The 16,745-nt window shown below is 72.7% G+C and carries 18 protein-coding genes; 13 read left to right on the top strand and 5 right to left on the bottom strand.

Annotated features, from left to right (window positions below; translation table 11 throughout):
• The first annotated feature begins 1 nt into the window (after window position 1).
• Together ACZ6AA_RS02650 and ACZ6AA_RS02645 are read left to right on the top strand one after the other, a co-directional pair.
• Window positions 2-1,447, top strand: coding sequence for an aldehyde dehydrogenase family protein (locus ACZ6AA_RS02650; protein WP_468451118.1), 1,446 nt, complete (start codon window positions 2-4; stop codon window positions 1,445-1,447).
• Window positions 1,440-2,351, top strand: coding sequence for an aldehyde dehydrogenase family protein (locus tag ACZ6AA_RS02645; protein WP_468480462.1), 912 nt, complete (start codon window positions 1,440-1,442; stop codon window positions 2,349-2,351). The genes ACZ6AA_RS02650 and ACZ6AA_RS02645 overlap by 8 nt, the downstream gene beginning before the upstream one ends.
• 342 nt (window positions 2,352-2,693) lie before the next feature.
• Here the strand turns inward: ACZ6AA_RS02645 and ACZ6AA_RS02640 are convergent, their stop codons facing one another.
• Window positions 2,694-3,140: a hypothetical protein gene (locus ACZ6AA_RS02640; protein WP_468451114.1), complete on the bottom strand. Its 447-nt coding sequence runs from the start codon at window positions 3,138-3,140 to the stop codon at window positions 2,694-2,696.
• A gap of 281 nt (window positions 3,141-3,421) precedes the next feature.
• On the opposite strand from ACZ6AA_RS02640, the gene ACZ6AA_RS02635 reads away from it, so the two are divergent.
• The 4 genes from ACZ6AA_RS02635 (at window position 3,422) to ACZ6AA_RS02620 (ending at window position 7,688) form a co-directional block, all read left to right on the top strand.
• A complete protein-coding gene (locus ACZ6AA_RS02635; protein ID WP_471455865.1) occupies window positions 3,422-4,732 on the top strand; it encodes a sensor histidine kinase in 1,311 nt (436 codons plus the stop codon).
• Complete coding sequence (locus tag ACZ6AA_RS02630; protein ID WP_468480460.1) at window positions 4,729-5,403, top strand: response regulator; 675 nt, start codon at window positions 4,729-4,731, stop codon at window positions 5,401-5,403. Before ACZ6AA_RS02635 ends, ACZ6AA_RS02630 begins: the two co-directional genes overlap by 4 nt.
• 210 nt (window positions 5,404-5,613) lie before the next feature.
• The gene (locus ACZ6AA_RS02625; RefSeq protein WP_471455862.1) at window positions 5,614-6,831 is read left to right on the top strand and encodes an alpha/beta hydrolase family protein; all 1,218 of its coding nucleotides are present in this window, start codon (window positions 5,614-5,616) and stop codon (window positions 6,829-6,831) included.
• A gap of 221 nt (window positions 6,832-7,052) precedes the next feature.
• On the top strand, window positions 7,053-7,688 hold the full coding sequence (locus tag ACZ6AA_RS02620) for a uridine kinase family protein (RefSeq protein WP_468451106.1): 636 nt from the start codon (window positions 7,053-7,055) through the stop codon (window positions 7,686-7,688).
• A 242-nt stretch (window positions 7,689-7,930) separates the two neighbouring features.
• Here ACZ6AA_RS02620 and ACZ6AA_RS02615 read toward each other — a convergent pair whose 3' ends face one another.
• Window positions 7,931-8,707, bottom strand: a complete 777-nt coding sequence (locus ACZ6AA_RS02615; protein ID WP_190114670.1) for a SigE family RNA polymerase sigma factor — start codon at window positions 8,705-8,707, stop codon at window positions 7,931-7,933.
• A 201-nt stretch (window positions 8,708-8,908) separates the two neighbouring features.
• Between ACZ6AA_RS02615 and afsQ1 the strand changes: the two genes are divergently transcribed.
• From afsQ1 to ACZ6AA_RS02590, 5 genes are all read left to right on the top strand, one after another.
• Entirely contained in the window at window positions 8,909-9,586 is a 678-nt protein-coding gene (gene afsQ1, locus ACZ6AA_RS02610; RefSeq protein ID WP_037659607.1) for a two-component system response regulator AfsQ1, read from the top strand.
• A complete protein-coding gene (locus tag ACZ6AA_RS02605) occupies window positions 9,583-11,190 on the top strand; it encodes an ATP-binding protein (RefSeq protein WP_468451104.1) in 1,608 nt (535 codons plus the stop codon). Before afsQ1 ends, ACZ6AA_RS02605 begins: the two co-directional genes overlap by 4 nt.
• Window positions 11,187-11,795 carry a hypothetical protein gene (locus ACZ6AA_RS02600; protein WP_468451102.1) on the top strand — a complete coding sequence of 203 codons (609 nt, stop codon included), beginning with the start codon at window positions 11,187-11,189 and terminating at the stop codon, window positions 11,793-11,795. The genes ACZ6AA_RS02605 and ACZ6AA_RS02600 overlap by 4 nt, the downstream gene beginning before the upstream one ends.
• A 90-nt stretch (window positions 11,796-11,885) precedes the next feature.
• On the top strand, window positions 11,886-12,437 hold the full coding sequence (locus ACZ6AA_RS02595; protein ID WP_468451100.1) for a VanZ family protein: 552 nt from the start codon (window positions 11,886-11,888) through the stop codon (window positions 12,435-12,437).
• A gap of 103 nt (window positions 12,438-12,540) precedes the next feature.
• Window positions 12,541-12,741: a PspC domain-containing protein gene (locus ACZ6AA_RS02590; RefSeq protein WP_468451098.1), complete on the top strand. Its 201-nt coding sequence runs from the start codon at window positions 12,541-12,543 to the stop codon at window positions 12,739-12,741.
• A 102-nt stretch (window positions 12,742-12,843) separates the two neighbouring features.
• Here ACZ6AA_RS02590 and ACZ6AA_RS02585 read toward each other — a convergent pair whose 3' ends face one another.
• Together ACZ6AA_RS02585 and ACZ6AA_RS02580 are read right to left on the bottom strand one after the other, a co-directional pair.
• Window positions 12,844-13,362 carry an ATP-binding protein gene (locus ACZ6AA_RS02585; protein ID WP_468451096.1) on the bottom strand — a complete coding sequence of 173 codons (519 nt, stop codon included), beginning with the start codon at window positions 13,360-13,362 and terminating at the stop codon, window positions 12,844-12,846.
• Window positions 13,363-13,494: 132 nt separating this feature from the next.
• Entirely contained in the window at window positions 13,495-14,688 is a 1,194-nt protein-coding gene (locus ACZ6AA_RS02580) for an adenosine deaminase (RefSeq protein ID WP_468451094.1), read from the bottom strand.
• A gap of 103 nt (window positions 14,689-14,791) precedes the next feature.
• Between ACZ6AA_RS02580 and ACZ6AA_RS02575 the strand changes: the two genes are divergently transcribed.
• Window positions 14,792-15,553 (top strand): alpha/beta hydrolase, encoded by a 762-nt coding sequence (locus tag ACZ6AA_RS02575; RefSeq protein WP_468451092.1) that lies wholly within the window; start codon window positions 14,792-14,794, stop codon window positions 15,551-15,553.
• Window positions 15,554-15,557: 4 nt separating this feature from the next.
• Here the strand turns inward: ACZ6AA_RS02575 and ACZ6AA_RS02570 are convergent, their stop codons facing one another.
• A complete protein-coding gene (locus ACZ6AA_RS02570; RefSeq protein ID WP_471455852.1) occupies window positions 15,558-16,277 on the bottom strand; it encodes an ATP-binding cassette domain-containing protein in 720 nt (239 codons plus the stop codon).
• Window positions 16,278-16,393: 116 nt separating this feature from the next.
• Here ACZ6AA_RS02570 and ACZ6AA_RS02565 point away from each other — a divergent pair, with 116 nt between their 5' ends.
• Window positions 16,394-16,708 (top strand): hypothetical protein, encoded by a 315-nt coding sequence (locus tag ACZ6AA_RS02565; protein WP_471455850.1) that lies wholly within the window; start codon window positions 16,394-16,396, stop codon window positions 16,706-16,708.
• Window positions 16,709-16,745 lie beyond the last annotated feature (37 nt).

The following is a 16,745-nucleotide window of genomic DNA, read 5'->3' as shown; positions in this document are numbered from 1 at the left end:
CATGGCAAATCCGAAATCGATCTTCGAGTACGCACCGGCTCCCGAGTCCCGCTCGGTCGTCGACATCGCCCCGTCCTACGGCCTGTTCATCGACGGCGAGTTCACCGAGGCGGCCGACGGCAAGGTCTTCAAGTCCGTCTCCCCGTCGACCGAGGAGGTACTCTCCGAGGTCGCGCAGGCGGGCGAGGCCGATGTGGACCGTGCCGTGAAGGCGGCCCGCAAGGCCTTCGAGAAGTGGTCCGCGCTTCCGGGCGCCGAGCGCGCGAAGTACCTCTTCCGCATCGCCCGCATCATCCAGGAGCGCAGCCGCGAGCTGGCCGTCCTGGAGACCCTCGACAACGGCAAGCCGATCAAGGAGACCCGCGACGCGGACCTCCCCCTGGTCGCCGCGCACTTCTTCTACTACGCGGGCTGGGCCGACAAGCTCGACCACGCCGGATACGGCGCGAACCCGCGCCCGCTGGGCGTAGCGGGACAGGTCATCCCCTGGAACTTCCCGCTCCTGATGCTGGCGTGGAAGATCGCCCCGGCGCTCGCGACGGGCAACACGGTCGTCCTCAAGCCCGCCGAGACGACCCCCCTCTCGGCCCTGTTCTTCGCGGACATCTGCCGCCAGGCGGGCCTCCCGAAGGGCGTCGTCAACATCCTCCCCGGATACGGCGACGCGGGCGCGGCCCTGACCGCGCACCCGGACGTGAACAAGGTGGCCTTCACGGGCTCCACGGCCGTGGGCAAGCAGATCGCGCGCACGGTGGCGGGCACGGACAAGAAGCTGACTCTCGAACTCGGCGGCAAGGGCGCGAACATCGTCTTCGACGACGCGCCGATCGACCAGGCCGTCGAGGGCATCGTCACGGGCATCTTCTTCAACCAGGGCCAGGTCTGCTGCGCGGGCAGCCGCCTGCTGGTCCAGGAGTCGATCCAGGACGAACTCCTCGACTCCCTCAAGCGCCGCCTGTCGACCCTCCGCCTGGGCGACCCGCTCGACAAGAACACCGACATCGGCGCGATCAACTCCGCCGAGCAGCTGGCCCGCATCACGGCGCTCGCCGAGACGGGCGAGGCGGAGGGCGCCGAGCGCTGGTCGGCGCCGTGCGAACTCCCCACGTCGGGCTACTGGTTCGCCCCGACGCTCTTCACGAACGTCACCCAGGCGCACACGGTCGCCCGCGACGAGATCTTCGGCCCGGTCCTGTCCGTCCTCTCCTTCCGCACCCCGGAAGAGGCCGTGGCCAAGGCCAACAACACGCAGTACGGCCTGTCGGCGGGCATCTGGACGGAGAAGGGCTCGCGCATCCTCGCTGTCGCGAACAGGCTCCGCGCCGGGGTCGTCTGGGCCAACACGTTCAACAAGTTCGACCCGACCTCGCCCTTCGGCGGCTACAAGGAGTCGGGCTTCGGCCGCGAGGGCGGTCGCCACGGCCTGGAGGCGTACCTCGATGTCTGACAAGTCCGAGCAGCAGCGACTCAGCGTCTTCAAGACCTACAAGCTGTACGTGGGCGGAAAGTTCCCGCGTTCCGAGAGCGGCCGGGTGTACGAGGTGACGGACTCGAAGGGCAAGTGGCTGGCCAACGCCCCGCAGTCCTCCCGCAAGGACGCCCGTGACGCGGTCGTGGCCGCGCGCAAGGCGTTCGGCGGCTGGTCGGGCGCGACCGCGTACAACCGCGGCCAGATCCTCTACCGCGTGGCCGAGATGCTGGAGGGCCGCCGCGAGCAGTTCGTGCGCGAGGTCGCCGAGGCGGAGGGCCTGTCGAAGTCCAAGGCGGCCGCGGTCGTGGACGCGACCATCGACCGCTGGGTCTGGTACGCGGGCTGGACGGACAAGATCGCGCAGGTCGTGGGCGGGGCGAACCCGGTCGCGGGCCCCTTCTTCAACCTCTCCACGCCCGAGCCGACCGGCGTGGTCACCGTCGTCGCCCCCCAGGAGTCCTCGTTCCTGGGCCTGGTGTCGGTGGTGGCCCCCGTGATCGCGGCGGGCAACACGGCGGTCGTCATCGCCTCCGCGGAGTCCCCGCTCCCCGCCCTCTCCCTCGGCGAGGTCCTGGCCACGTCGGACCTGCCGGGCGGCGTCGTCAACATCCTCAGCGGCAAGACGGCGGAGCTGGCCCTCCCCCTCGCCGCCCACCAGGACGTGAACGGCCTGGACCTGGCCGGCGCGGACGCCGACCTGGCGAAGGACCTGGAGATCGCGGCGGCGGACAACCTCAAGCGCGTACTGCGTCCACAGGCTGTGGAAACCGACGCCGACTTCACCACCACCCCCGGCACCCACCGCCTGACCGCATTCCTGGAGACCAAGACGGTCTGGCACCCCACAGGCTCCCTGGGCGCCTCGGGCTCGGCGTACTGACCCACCCCCGAATCACCCCTCAGCCCGCCCGCCGTCCAGGGCGGGCTGAGGGCGTTTCGGGCAGCGCACCGTCCAGGGCAGGCCCGGGACGTTCAGGCAGTGCAGGCCTGGGCCGTTCCGACCCACACGCCACGGGCTCACTTCCAGCCCGCAGCGGCGAAGTTTCAGCCCGTCATGGGGGTACCCCCTGCTCCCTAAGAGCTTGGGGGAGTTTGAGGACGAGGCGCGGAGCGCCGATTCGGCGGAGGACTGTCCCACCCGCCACGGGACACCCACCCCCGGGGTCCAGGGGCGCAGCCCCGGTTACGGAGAAGGGGCGGGACTGGGGCGCCCCGCGAGGGCCTAGCCGGGCAACACACCAGCCACCGCCCCCACAACCGGCATCTCCGCCAACGACCCACCCTGGGTCAACGGCCCCGTGGCCATGGCCGTGGACACCGGCTTGAAGTCGGCCACCTGAGTCCCCACCGCGTTGTCGAGCGGATCAACCCCCGTCCCGGCCAACGGATTGAGCCGAAGATGCTTCGCGGCCCCCAACCCCCCGGCGGTAGCCCGATGCAACCCATCGGCGAGCGCGTTCCCAGCCGTGTCGGGGTCGACGTCCCCCACCGGCGTGGCCAGCCCCGCCGCAGGCACCACCGCGGGCGCCGCACTGGCGACCCCACCCCCGAGCCCCAGCGCCGCCCCCGCCACGGAGACGCCGAGCCCCGCGCGCAGCAGCGCCCGGGCGGCGGGAGAAGTCTTCGACGCCGAGTGCCGCGCCGAGTCACGTGCAGGGTTTCGAGCCATGGGGACCACCTCTACGGAACATACGTAAGTAATCGAGCGTGCACGAAGAGTAGTTGAGCCGCCCCCCGCATATCAAAGACCACCCGCACCCCCACGCCCCCAAAAGAACCCTCCACCACCCCGCAAAAGCCCTCCACCAGCCCGTCCCGCCCCCGTCTCCCCCTGGAGAGCTACTCCCCGAAACCGCCCCTGAGCGGGACGCACACCACCCCCGCGGTCGCATAGCGTCACCACCACCGGGCCCACCGGCACCCACCACGCCCGCCCGAAGGACCCTCACCGTGCCCGCCACCCCTCCCACGAACGACATCACCACCACCCCCACCCCCCACAAGCCCCTCCTCAAGCCCCTCCTCACCCCCACCCCCGACCCTCTCCCCCCACTCACCTGGCCCCGCCCCCTCCGGTTCCTCCCCCACACCCTGATCGCCCTCGCGGCCACAGCGCTCGCCGCGACGGGCGCCGACCTGCCCGCCCGGCTCCTGGCGGCAGCCCACGCGGCCACCCTGCTGCTGGCCCTGCGCAGGCCGACCCTGGCGTACTGGCTGTCCCTCGCCTGCTTCGCGGCGATCCCCCTCGGCCACCCGCCCACGCACGACAACGAGTTGTGGGCGTGGGCGGTCCAAGCGGGCACCCTGTTCCTGCTCGCCCTGCGCGTCCCCCTGCTCCCGGCGGCGACGGCGACTGCCCTGAGCGCGGCCCTGGGAGCGACCCTGAAGCTGCTGGGCGCGGGCGTCGGCTCCTGGCCGACGGTCGCGACCGGGACCGCGCTGTACGCGACCGCCCTGCTCGCGGGAGCGATCCGCCGGGGCCGCCGCGAGGACCGCGCCCGCCTCGCCGAACAGATCGAGGCAACGGCGGCGGAGCGGGCGCGCCGCACGGTCCTGGAGGAGCGCGCCCGCATCGCCCGTGAGCTGCACGACGTGGTGGCCCACCACATGTCGCTGATCTCCATCCAGGCCGACGCCGCCCCCTACCGCGTCCCGGACCCGCCGCGCGAACTGGTCACGGAGCTGGCGTCGATCCGCGCCAACGCCCTGGAGGGCCTGGCCGAACTGCGCCGACTGCTCGGCCTGCTGCGCGCCGAGTCCGACGGCGGCACCCCGGCCGACACCACCCCGCAGCCCTCCCTGGACCAGCTCGACGCCCTCCTGTCCCAGGTGCGGGCCACCGGCCTGCCGGTGTCGGCAAGCGTGACGGGAACCCGCCGCGCGCTCCCGCCGGGCGTGGAGCTGTCGGCGTACCGCATCGTCCAGGAGGCGCTCAGCAACACCCTGCGCCACGCCCCCGGCGCCCCCACGACCGTGGAACTCGGCTACGGTCTCCGCACGTTGACCCTGCGCGTCACCAACGGCCCGGCCGCCGGGGCCGCCCCGCCCTCGCCGGGCGCGGGGCACGGCCTCACGGGCATGCGGGAGCGCGTCGCCATGCTCGGCGGCGACTTCGCCGCGGGCCCCGCACCGGAGGGCGGGTACGAAGTGACGGCGACCCTGCCGACCCACACCACCCCGCCGCCCGCCCCCGCACCCGCCACGACCTCCACCCCCGCTCCCTCCCCCTCCCCTCGCACCGACAAGGACTCCCCCGCATGACGATCCGCGTGGTGATCGCCGACGATCAGGCGATGGTCCGGGACGCGTTCTCGGTCCTGCTCGGCGCCCAGCCGGACATCGAGGTCGTCGGGACGGCACGGGACGGTGCGGAGGCCGTAGGACTCGCGGCGGACCTGCGGCCGGACGTGATCGTGATGGACATCCGCATGCCCGGCGTCGACGGCATCGACGCGACACGCCGCATCACCGCACACCCCGACACCCACCCGAAGGTCCTGGTCCTGACCACCTTCAACCTTGACGAGTACGTGTACGAGGCGCTGCGCGCGGGCGCCGCGGGCTTTCTGCTCAAGGACGCGTCGGGCGTCGAACTCGCCGAGGCCGTACGCGTGGTGGCGGGCGGCGACGCGCTGCTCTCGCCCGACCTCACCCGGCGCCTCATCGCGGAGTTCGCCCGCCTCGGCACGGGTCCGGTGCGGGCCTCCGGCGCCCGGGTCGAGGGGCTGACCGGCCGGGAGACGGAGGTGCTCGCCCGGATCGCGCAGGGCCTGTCCAACACGGAGATCGCCGCGGCGCTCACCGTCGCCGAGGAGACGGTCAAGACCCACGTGGGCCGCATCCTGCACAAACTCCAGCTGCGCGACCGCACCCAGGCCGCGGTCTTCGCGTACGAGAGCGGCCTCGTCGTACCGGGCGGCAGACAGAACTAGGACGGGCGGCCTCCCGGGGTCGACTCACTCCTCGGACGGACTGGCACCGCCGGGCCGACGGGCCCCGCCGGGCCGACTGGCTCCCCGGAGCCACCCCCGGAGTTGGCTCCCCAGCGGGACTCGCCGCGCCACCCCCCGCTCCTACGTTGAAGTCGCCGAGGCCGCCCGCAGCGTACGGGGTGCGGCCGTGAGACAGAGGAGCCCACACCCATGAAGTCGCGCCGCCGCAGGGCCGTCGCCGCCCTCCTCACCTGCGCCCTCACCGGCGGGGCCACGGCCCTCGCCACCGGCGCCGAAGCGGCCCCCGCGGCCGCCCGGGACAGCACCGCGAACGCCGGGCCCGCGTCCACCCGGCCCGAGGCCCCGAGCCCCCGACTGCGCCTGCCGAAGCCGACCGGCCCCCGCGCCGTCGGCCGCGCCTCCCTGCACCTGACGGACCACAGCCGCCGCGACCCGTGGGTGCCGAGGTCCGGCGACCGGGAGCTGATGGTGTCGCTGTACTACCCCGCGCGGAAGGGCACCGGCACCCCGGCGCCGTACATGAGCGTCAAGGGCGCCCAACTCTTCCTGGAGGACCGGGGCATCGAAGGCGTCCCGCCCGAGGTCCTGAGCGGCACCCGCACCCACACTCGCGTCGGCGCGCGCCCCGCCCCCGGCTCGTACCCGCTCGTGGTCCTTTCGCCGGGCTTCTCCGTGCCCGGCACCACCCTCACGGGCCTGGCCGAGGAGCTGACGAGCCGGGGGTACGTCGTCGCGGTCGTCGACCACGCCCACGAGGCCGTGGGCGTGGAGTTCCCCGGCCGGGGCATCCTGCCGTGCGCGGCCTGCGGCCGGGTCGACGAGAACACCGTCGGGCCCGCCGCGCGGGGCCGCGCCAAGGACCTGCGCTTCGTCCTGGACCGGCTGACCGGCGCCCGGCCGGTGTGGCGGCACGCGGACCTGATCGACAAGAAGCGCGTCGGCATGGCCGGGCACTCGCTCGGCGGCGCGGGCGCGGCGGCGGCCACGGCGGGCGACGCCCGGGTGCGGGCCGCGGTGAACCTGGACGGGCCCGCCGTCGACGTCGGACCCGCGTCGGACCTGTCCGGCCGCCCGATGCTGTTCGTGGGGACGGCCGAGGACCACAGCGGCCGGGACAGGACGTGGGAGGCCGCCTGGGACCGGCTCAACGGCTGGAAGCGCTGGCTGCGGGTGGCGGGGGCGGACCACTTCGCCTTCACCGACCTGGCACCGCTGGCCGGGCAGTTGGGCGAGGACGAGCCGGGCGGCCTGCCCGGCCGCCGCGCGGCGGCGATCACCGGCGCCTATGTCGGCGCGTTCTTCGACCAGCATCTGCGCGGCCGCCCGCAGCCGATCCTGAACGGCCCGAGCGCCGCGAACCCCGAGGTCGGCTTCCATCACCTGGCCCGCCCCGGCACACAGAAATAACGTTTCCGCAAGCCGTTCCGGGGCGTCGGCACATTGCCGCCGCCCCGGGTCTGGGCACCCGGGGCACACCGGTTGATAATGGCTCGGACCACCGCCGACGAGCCGTGCCCGCAGCAACCCGAGACCGGGGCGGGGACGCCCGGGACCACGGGGGTCAGCAGGCCGAAAGCGGCAGCCACAGCCGCCCTTCGGCGAGACCACTGGTGAGAAGGTTCACAGCTTTGGGTTCCCATCCCCCGATACCCACCCGAGTCGTGCTGCTCGCCGGCCCCTCCGGCTCGGGCAAGTCGTCGTTCGCGTCCCGCACGGGACTGCCCGTGCTGTGCCTCGACGACTTCTACAAGGAAGGCACCGACCCGTCGCTGCCTCAGGTCGCCGGCACTTCGGACATCGACTGGGACTCCCCGCTGTCCTGGGACGCCGACGTCGCCCTCGCCGCGATCGGCGAGCTGTGCCGCACCGGCCGCACCCGGGTCCCGGTGTACGACATCTCGACGAGCTCGCGCGTCGGCGAGGAGGCGCTCGACATCGAGCGCACGCCGTTGTTCATCGCGGAGGGCATCTTCGCCGCCGACATCGTGGAACGCTGCCGTGAGATGGGGGTCCTCGCGGACGCGATCTGTCTGCGCGGCCGCCCCTCGACGACGTTCCGGCGCCGCCTCCTGCGCGATCTGCGCGAGGGCCGCAAGTCCGTTCCGTTCCTGCTGCGCCGCGGCTGGCGCCTGATGCGCGCGGAGCGCTCCATCGTGGCCCGCCAGACGGCGCTCGGCGCGCACGCCTGTGGCAAGGAGGAGGCCCTCGGCCGCCTCGCCGCCGCGGCGGCGGGCCGCTGTGTGAAGGCCCGCGCGGCGGCCTGACGCCGACGCCGAGGAGCTCGCGGCCCACGCCGAACGGCCTGGAGGCGAACGCCGGACAGCGGGCCCGGAAAGACCCCCCGGCCTTCCGGTCCCGCTGTCCGTTTCCCCCGTTGGTCCCCGTATCCCCCGTGGACCCCCGTTTCCCCCCTGGATTCCCACCACCCCCCAGTTCCCCCGGGTGGGTCCCCCTTCACTGCTTCCGCCGCCTCCCCCGAAGCGACGGCCCCCGTGTCCCCCCGTCCTCAGGCGACCAGTTCGCCGAAGGACTCCTCCTGGTCACGGCCGAAGCTGAGGACCTCGTCCTCGCGCAGCCGGCGGAGCGACCGCCAGATGCTGGACTTCACCGTGCCCACGCTGATGTCGAGGATGTCCGCGATCTCCGGGTCCGTACGGCCCTCGTAGTAACGAAGGACCAGCATGGTGCGCTGGAGTTCGGGCAGCCGGGCCAGGGCCTGCCACAGCACGGCGCGCAGCTCGGTGCCGCGCATCGCGTCCGTGTCGCCCACCGTCTCCGGCAGTTCCTCGGTCGGGTACTCGTTGAGCTTGCGGCGGCGCCAGGCGCTGATGTGCAGGTTCGTCATGGTGCGCCGCAGATAGCCACCGACGGCGGCCTTGTCGCTGATCCTGTCCCAGGCGCGGTACGTGGAGAAGAGGGCGCTCTGCAGCAGGTCCTCGGCCTCGAACCGGTCACCGGTCAGGTGGTAGGCGGTTGCGTACAGGGAGGCGCGGCGCTCCTGGACGTAGGCGGTGAACGCCGCTTCGGCGTCCTCGCTGCCCGTCCGGGACTGCGTCCGCTCCCCCGAGACCTCCCTGTACGCGGCTCCCCCGTGAGCTCCCCCGTCACCGCCGCCCTTGAGTGCGTCAACCACCGTCATGTACGTGGTGTGCTGACGCCCGGTGCCGCGAGCGCACCCCCGCCCGCTCACGGCACCGGACTTCTCGTGCTTCTCAGAACTCCGGTGGACGTCGTGCAGACGCGTGACAACTGCGCTTGAGCTGGTGCTGTGCAGCGTGTTCATCTCGCGCCCCCCGTCGTGGAGTCTGGGATTTCCGTGTGACCAAAACTCTGCCCGGCCCACTTCATGGCGGTGTCCCCCGACTGTCACAGGCCTGCAACAGGCCTCGTGGCACCGAAAGGGCGCCGCTTACTCGTGTGGGTGCGGTGTGAGACCCCCGCCAACAGTCGAACTGGGCCCGCACCATGGGACAGAATGACGTTTGTGCCTTCCCTGTTGCTGATCGAGGACGACGACGCCATCCGGACGGCCCTGGAGCTTTCGCTGACGCGCCAGGGCCACCGGGTGGCCACCGCTGCCACCGGCGAGGACGGTCTGAAGCTGCTCAGCGAGCAGCGTCCGGACCTGATCGTGCTGGATGTGATGCTGCCGGGCATCGACGGCTTCGAGGTGTGCCGTCGCATCCGGCGCACCGACCAGCTGCCGATCATCCTGCTGACCGCGCGCAACGACGACATCGACGTGGTCGTGGGCCTGGAGTCCGGGGCCGACGACTATGTGGTCAAACCCGTGCAGGGGCGGGTGCTCGACGCTCGTATCCGCGCGGTCCTCCGGCGCGGCGAGCGCGAGGCCAACGACGCGGCGACGTTCGGTTCGCTCGTGATCGACCGCGCGGCGATGACGGTGACGAAGAACGGCGAGGACCTGCAGCTGACGCCGACGGAGCTGCGGCTGCTCCTGGAGCTGAGCCGCAGGCCCGGGCAGGCGCTGTCGCGCCAGCAGCTGCTCCGCCTGGTGTGGGAGCACGACTACCTCGGCGACTCGCGGCTCGTCGACGCCTGTGTGCAGCGGCTGCGCGCGAAGGTGGAGGACGTGCCGTCCTCGCCGACGCTGATCCGTACGGTGCGCGGCGTGGGATACCGGCTGGACACGCCTCAGTGACCAAACCGCACGACAAGCTCCGCGGTCTGCCCGCGGCCCGCAAGGCGTTCCTGTCCGGCCTGCGCTTCACCAGTCTGCGGCTGCGCCTGGTCGTGGTGTTCGCGCTGGTGGCGCTGACCGCCGCCGTGTCCGCGTCCGGCATCGCGTACTGGCTGAACCGCGAGGCCGTCCTGACGCGTGCGCAGGACGCGGCCCTGAAGGACTTCCGGCAGCAGTTGCAGACCCGCGCGGGCGCGCTGCCGCTGAACCCCACGCAGGACGAGCTGCAGGCCGCCGCCGGACAGATGGCGAACAGCAGCCAGCGCTACAGCGTGCTGCTGATCAGCGAGAACGCCAGCGGTGACCAGGTGTACGGCTACTCCGACCTGGACGCCTTCACGCTCGCCAAGGTGCCGAAGGCGCTGCGGGACGCGGTCAAGAAGGAGCAGTCGGTCTCCTCCGGCAACAAGAGCCCGTACCACCTGTACTGGCAGCGGACCGTGGACCACGGCACGCCGTACCTGGTGGGCGGGGCGAAGGTGATCGGCGGCGGGCCGACGGGCTACATGCTCAAGTCGCTGGAGCCGGAGGCCAAGGACCTCAGCTCGCTCGGCTGGTCCCTGGCCATCGCCACGGCGCTCGCCCTGGTCGGTTCGGCGCTGCTCGCGCAGGCCGCCGCGACGACCGTCCTGAAACCCGTGCACCGCCTGGGCGTGGCCGCGCGCAGGCTCGGCGAGGGCAAGCTGGACACGCGCCTGCGGGTGTCGGGCACGGACGAGCTGGCGGATCTGTCGCGTACGTTCAACCGCACCGCGGAGAACCTGGAGAAGAAGGTCGCGGACATGAGCGCCCGCGACGAGGCGAGCCGCCGCTTCGTGGCGGACATGTCGCACGAGCTGCGCACCCCGCTGACCGCGATCACCGCCGTCACGGAGGTCCTGGAGGAGGAGCTGGACGCCGAGACCGGCTCCGTCGACCCCATGATCGAGCCCGCCGTCCGCCTCGTCGTGAGCGAGACCCGGCGCCTGAACGACCTGGTCGAGAACCTGATGGAGGTCACCCGCTTCGACGCGGGCACCGCCCGCCTCGTCCTCGACGACGTCGACCTCGCCGACCAGATCACCGCGTGCATCGACGCCCGCGCCTGGCTCGACGCCGTCGACCTGGACGCCGAGCGCGGCATCCACGCCCGCCTGGACCCGCGCCGCCTCGACGTGATCCTCGCCAACCTCATCGGCAACGCCCTCAAGCACGGCGGCTCCCCGGTGAAGGTGTCGGTGCGCCTGGACGGCGACAGCCTGGTGATCTCCGTGCGCGACGGGGGGCCCGGCATCCCCGAGGACGTGCTGCCGCATGTCTTCGACCGGTTCTACAAGGCCAGCGCGTCCCGGCCGCGGTCGGAAGGCAGCGGGCTCGGGCTCTCCATCGCGCTGGAGAACGCGCACATCCACGGCGGCGAGATCACCGCGGCCAACTCGCCCGCCGGGGGCGCGGTGTTCACGCTGCGGCTGCCGCGGGACGCCTCGCCGCTGACGGCGGAGCCCGGTCCCGACCAGGAGGCCGAGGCGGACGCCGACGGGGAACGGGACGCGGAGCGCCCCGAGGAAGGCAAGGAAGCGACATGACCAGGCGACGGCTGAGCGCCGCCCTCGCCGCCGCCGTGCTCACCGCCACGCTGGCCGGCTGCGGCATCCGCTCCACGGAGGTGCCGACCGACTTCGGGGCGGCGCCCTCGCGGGTGCCGTGCGTGGCGTCGGGCCCGGACATCTCCTCGCGCGCCGAGTCCACCGGCGTGCCCGTGCAGATCTTCCTGGTGTGCGCGTCGCAGCTGGTGATCGTCGACCGGACGGTGCGGATCCCCACCGAGAAGGCGTCCACGGACCGGGTGCGGATCGCGCAGGCGCTCCTCGACGAGCTGTCGGTGCCGCCGTCCCAGGCCGCCAAGCAGGCCGGGTACGCCACGGACGTACGCCGCGGCATGACCGTCACCGGCCCCCAGCGGGACGACCCGGACGAGGCACTGCGGCTGAGCACCCGCCCACAGAGCCTGTCGTCGCACGCGCTCGCGCAGATCGTGTGCACGTACGCGGACAGCGCGGCGTCGGACGGCGACGGCTCCGTCGTGCTTGGCGGACCCGCGGGGACGGGCCTTGAGCGCTACGAGTGCACACAGGCCGTGCGGGCCCGCCCCGGCACGGTGTCGCCGCCGTCGCAGTCGCTCGATTCCTGAGGGCCCGGGGGCCGCGGCCTTCCCGACCTCGCATGCAGGAGTCCGAGCGGCTGCGGAACCGATCCCGCCGCCACCGGCGTCTTGGGGTGCGTGCGTCAAGGCTCGGGCGGGCGCGGTGCCGCCATTCGCTTTCGCGCGGCGGGAGGGGTTCTCCTCGCCGCGCATCTCCTGGTCGTCGCGTGGATCACGCTGCGCCCGCTGGACGTGCCCTGGGTGAGCGCGGCGAACCTGGAGCCGCTGGCCGGCATCAAGGCGGACCTGGAGCGCGGCCCGGAGCAGGCGGCCCGGCAGATCGGCGGGGCGCTGCTTCTCCTGGCGCCGCTCGGGGTGCTGCTTCCGCTGGTCGGGGGGCGGCTCGACGTCTCGCGGCTTGCGTCCCTCGCCCGCACGGTCGCGGCGGGGGCGCTGCTGTCCCTGGGCATCGAGCTGCTGCAGACCGGGGTGCCCGGTCAGGTCGTCGACGTCGACTCGCTGCTCCTGAACACGCTGGGCGTGGCGCTCGCCCATGTCGCCGTGGTGCCCGCGGCGCGGGCCCGGCTTCGCCGTCGCCGCTCCTCCGCGCGGCCCCTTACGGCCCGCCTCAGGGAGGAGGCCCCGCAGGGGGCGACCCCGAAGATTCCCAGGGTCGGCATCGCTCCGTAGCCTGACGCTTTGCCCGTTTCGTGGACCTACCTTGGATATACCGAGGCGACGACAAGCCGAAGCCTCCCGCCCCAGACCCGACCACGGTCCACGAGGAGCCCCCATGTCCGCCCTTGCCCGCCCCACCGACGGCCGCATGATCGGCGGCGTGTGCGCTGCCGTCGCCCGCCGCTTCGGCTGGTCCGCGACGACCGTGCGCGTCGCGTTCGTGCTGTCCTGCCTGCTGCCCGGCCCCCAGTTCCTGCTCTACATCGCCCTGTGGATCGTGCTCCCGACCGAGAACAAGGTGAAGACGGCCTGGTGACGAAGGTTCCGGTCCGGTACGCCGACGGGCCTGTCCGGGTACGGCGACGGGGCGCACCCCCACAAGGGTGCGCCCCGTCGTGCGTGTGCCGGGCGGCTCGGGTCAGCCGAGCGGCAGGGCCGTGGTCGGGAGGCCCTGGGTGGGCAGCGCACCCGTGGGCAGCGCGCCGGTCACCGCGTCGGTGGGCAGGGCGCTGGTCGGCAGCGCGCCGGTCACCGCGTCGGTGGGGAGGGCGTTGGTGCCCAGGCCCTGGACGACGGGGACGCCACCGAGCAGGCCCTTGACCGGGTCGGCGGGCTTCGGCGCGGGCTTGGTGCTCATGGCCCGGTCGGCGGCGCCGTCCTCGCCCTGGTCGTCGCCGCCGAGCGGGAGGAGCTTGTCGGTGGTGGGCTTGGCGGACTTCAGGCCGCTCTGGAGCGCGCTGTGGCCGGCGGCCAGGGCCTCGGGGGCCCCGTCGGGCAGGCTCTGGGCGGTCTCCTCCAGCGGCAGCGTCGAGGTGACCGTGCTCAGGGCGCCCACGGCGTCCGGGCCGGCCGCGGCGCTCGCGACACCGGCGCCCGTGGCGGCGAAGGCGGCACCGAGGGCGGCGACACCGAGGGTCTTGACGGCAGACTGCTTCATGTTGAATGCGTCCTTGATGACGGGGGCGTTGAGCGGGGCTCGACGGTAAGCACCCGCTGGTACAGCCCGCAAACAGTCGAAAGCGGCCGGGAGTTACTGCTCCCGGCCGCCGTGTTGACGTACAAAATCCGTTTAGCTGTCGACGGACCCGCTGGTCGAGACCGTCTGGCGGAAGAGCCACTCGGACTTCAGCTCGGCGTAGCCGGGCTTGATGACGTCATTGATCATGGCGAGCCGTTCATCGAAAGGAATGAACGCCGACTTCATCGCATTGACGGTGAACCACTGCATGTCGTCGAGCGTGTAGCCGAAGGTGCCGACCAGGTGCTCGAACTCGCGGCTCATGCTGGTGCCGGACATCAGGCGGTTGTCGGTGTTGACGGTCGCCCGGAAGTGCAGCTTGCGGAGCAGGCCGATGGGGTGCTCGGCGTACGAGGTCGCGGCGCCGGTCTGCAGGTTCGAGCTCGGGCACAGCTCCAGCGGGATGCGCTTGTCGCGGACGTAGGAGGCGAGGCGGCCGAGCTGGACCGTGCCGTCGTCGGCGACCTTGATGTCGTCGATGATGCGCACGCCGTGGCCGAGCCGGTCGGCGCCGCACCACTGCAGGGCCTGCCAGATCGACGGCAGGCCGAAGGCCTCGCCGGCGTGGATGGTGAAGTGGTTGTTCTCCCGCTTCAGGTACTCGAAGGCGTCCAGGTGGCGGGTGGGAGGGAAGCCCGCCTCGGCGCCCGCGATGTCGAAGCCGACGACGCCGAGGTCGCGGTAGCGGTTGGCGAGTTCGGCGATCTCCAGGGCGCGGGCAGCGTGCCGCATCGCGGTGAGGAGCGCGCCGACGCGGATGCGGTGGCCGTTGGCCTTGGCGCGGCGCTCGCCCTCGCGGAAGCCCTCGTTCACGGCCTCGACGACCTCTTCGAGGGTCAGGCCCGCTTCCAGGTGCTGCTCGGGGGCGTAGCGGATCTCGGCGTAGACGACGCCGTCCTCGGCCAGGTCCTCGGCGCACTCGGCGGCGACGCGGAACAGCGCGTCGCGGGTCTGCATGACGGCACAGGTGTGCGCGAACGTCTCCAGATACCGCTCCAGGGAGCCGGAGTCGGCCGCCTCGCGGAACCAGACGCCGAGCTTGTCGGGGTCGGTCTCGGGCAGGCCCTCGTACCCGTTCTCGCGGGCCAGCTCGACGATCGTGCCGGGACGCAGGCCGCCGTCGAGGTGGTCGTGGAGGAGGACCTTCGGGGCGCGGCGGATCTGCTCCGGGTCGGGGGTTCCGGGGTTGCCCGGGCGCCCCGGGTGGCCGCCGGCTGCGCTGATCTTGCTGGTCTGGCTCGTCATTTCCGCACTCTAACTCCTACGCGCGTAGAACTCACCGGGTCGATATGGAACAGTGACCCTGCGGACAGGTGGCATACACCATGACTTCTGACACTGTTCTGCCATGGCACAGCAAGCGACGTCCCGTCCCGTGCGCACGGCCAGACTCGGGCGTGCGGTCGCCGCGCGCCCCTCGACGGTGAGCGCGGTCGCGCTGCTGCTGCCGGGCGGCCACGAGACGTCTGCCCGCAAGCCCTCCCCCTTCGCCGCCACGGCGATACGTTCCCTCGGGCGGCACCTCGCCAGGGCCGGGCAGGCCGACGGGCTCGCCGCGCACGTCGTGCACTACCGGGTCGCCGGCTGGAACGGCGCGGAGGCGCAGCTCGCGCGGGACGCCGAGTGGGCGGCCGACGAGGTCGTACGACGCTACGGCGATGTGCCCGTGTGTCTCGTCGGCGTCGACATGGGCGGCCGGGCGGCGCTGCGGGCCGCCGCGCACTCCGCCGTCAACTCCGTTCTGGCGCTGGCTCCTTGGCTGCCCGAGGACGATGTGGCCGCGCCGCCTGAGCCGGTGAAGCAACTTGTCGGGCGGCACGTGATGATCGTGCACGGCACGAATGACGAGCGGACCGATCCCGAGTTGTCGTTCCGGCTCGCCGAGCGGGCCAAGAAGGCCAATCGGGACGTGTGTCGGTTCGAGGTGCACTCGGACGGGCATCGGCTCAGTCAGCATCACGCCGAGGTACGGGCGTTGGCCTCCAATTTTGTGCAGGGGGTGCTGTTCGGGCATCGGTACGCCCGGCCGGTCGAGGACGCGTTGGCTGCGCCGCCGCCTCTGGGGTTACGGATGCCGTTGGCTTCGGGGTTCGGCAGGACGCTGCGCTGAGCTGTCACCGATCCTGAGCGAGCCGATACAACTCGGCGAACAGCCCGTCCCGCGCCAACAACCCCTCGAAATCCCCCTCTTCACGCACCCGCCCCCGGTCCAGGACGACGATCCGGTCCGCGATGCGGGCGTTCTCCAGGCCCTGGGTGACGAAGACGGCGGTCCGGCCCGCGGCCAGCTCCTTGAAGCGGCGGATGACGAGGTACTCGGCGCGGGGGTCCATCGCCGAGGTGGGCTCGTCGAGCATGAGCATCGCCGCGTCGCGGTAGAAGGCGCGGGCGACGGCGATGCGCTGCCACTGGCCGCCCGACAGGTCGGTGCCGCCCCAGTGGGAGCCCGCGACCAGCGTGTCCAGGCCGTGCGGGGTGTCCGCGACGACGCGGTCGGCACCGGCGGCGCGGGCGGCGTCCAGGAGGAGGGCGTCGTTCCCGGAGCGGGGCTGGCCGAGGTGGATGTTGGCGCGCAGGTCCATCGGCCAGCGGGTGAAGTCCTGGGGCACGAGGCCGACCTTCGCCCACACGGTGTGCGGGTCGGCGTCGGCGAGGTCGGTGCCGTCCCAGCTGACGGTGCCGGTGGAGGCGATGCGGAGCCCGGTGAGCAGGGCGGACAGGGTGGTCTTGCCGGACCCGTTCTCGCCGACGAGGGCGAGGAGTTCGCCGCGCCGCAGGGTGAGGCTGACGCCGTCGACCGCCGGGGTCGTCGCGCCGGGATAGGTGTAACTCACCTTCTCGGCGCGGATCTCGGCGGGCGCCCCGTCCGGAACCGCCAGGGACCCCCCGCACGGCCCGCAGCGCCGCCGCCCGGTGCAGGAACGTCTGCCAGTCCTCCAGGTACAGGCTGGTGCGGAACAGGCGGGCGGCGGCGAGGACCAGCGAGGTCAGCGCGCCGGTGCAGGTACGGACGGCGATGACGGCCGTGGCGGCGAGCGCGAGCTGCATCCGCCCGCTCGCGGCGAGCCAGCCGAGCGCGGCCCACGTCGAGGCGAGCATCAGACCGCTGAGGCCCGCGCCGAGCAGCGTGACACGCAGGACCCGGGGCGCGGCCCGGCGGTGGGTGGCCCTGATCCGGCCGGTGATCTCCGCGTACCAGTCGGCCAGGAACGCGGCCATCGTGGTGGCGCGCACCTCGGCCGCGGTGCGCTGGTGCGTGGCGTAGTGCCGCAGCAGGTACCGCAGATGGCTGTCCGCGGTGT

The sequence above is a fragment of the Streptomyces sp. NPDC040610 genome (genome assembly GCF_055594065.1).
The sequence above is the reverse complement of the archived record's forward strand: the minus strand, read 5'-3'. Positions and strand labels throughout refer to the sequence as shown.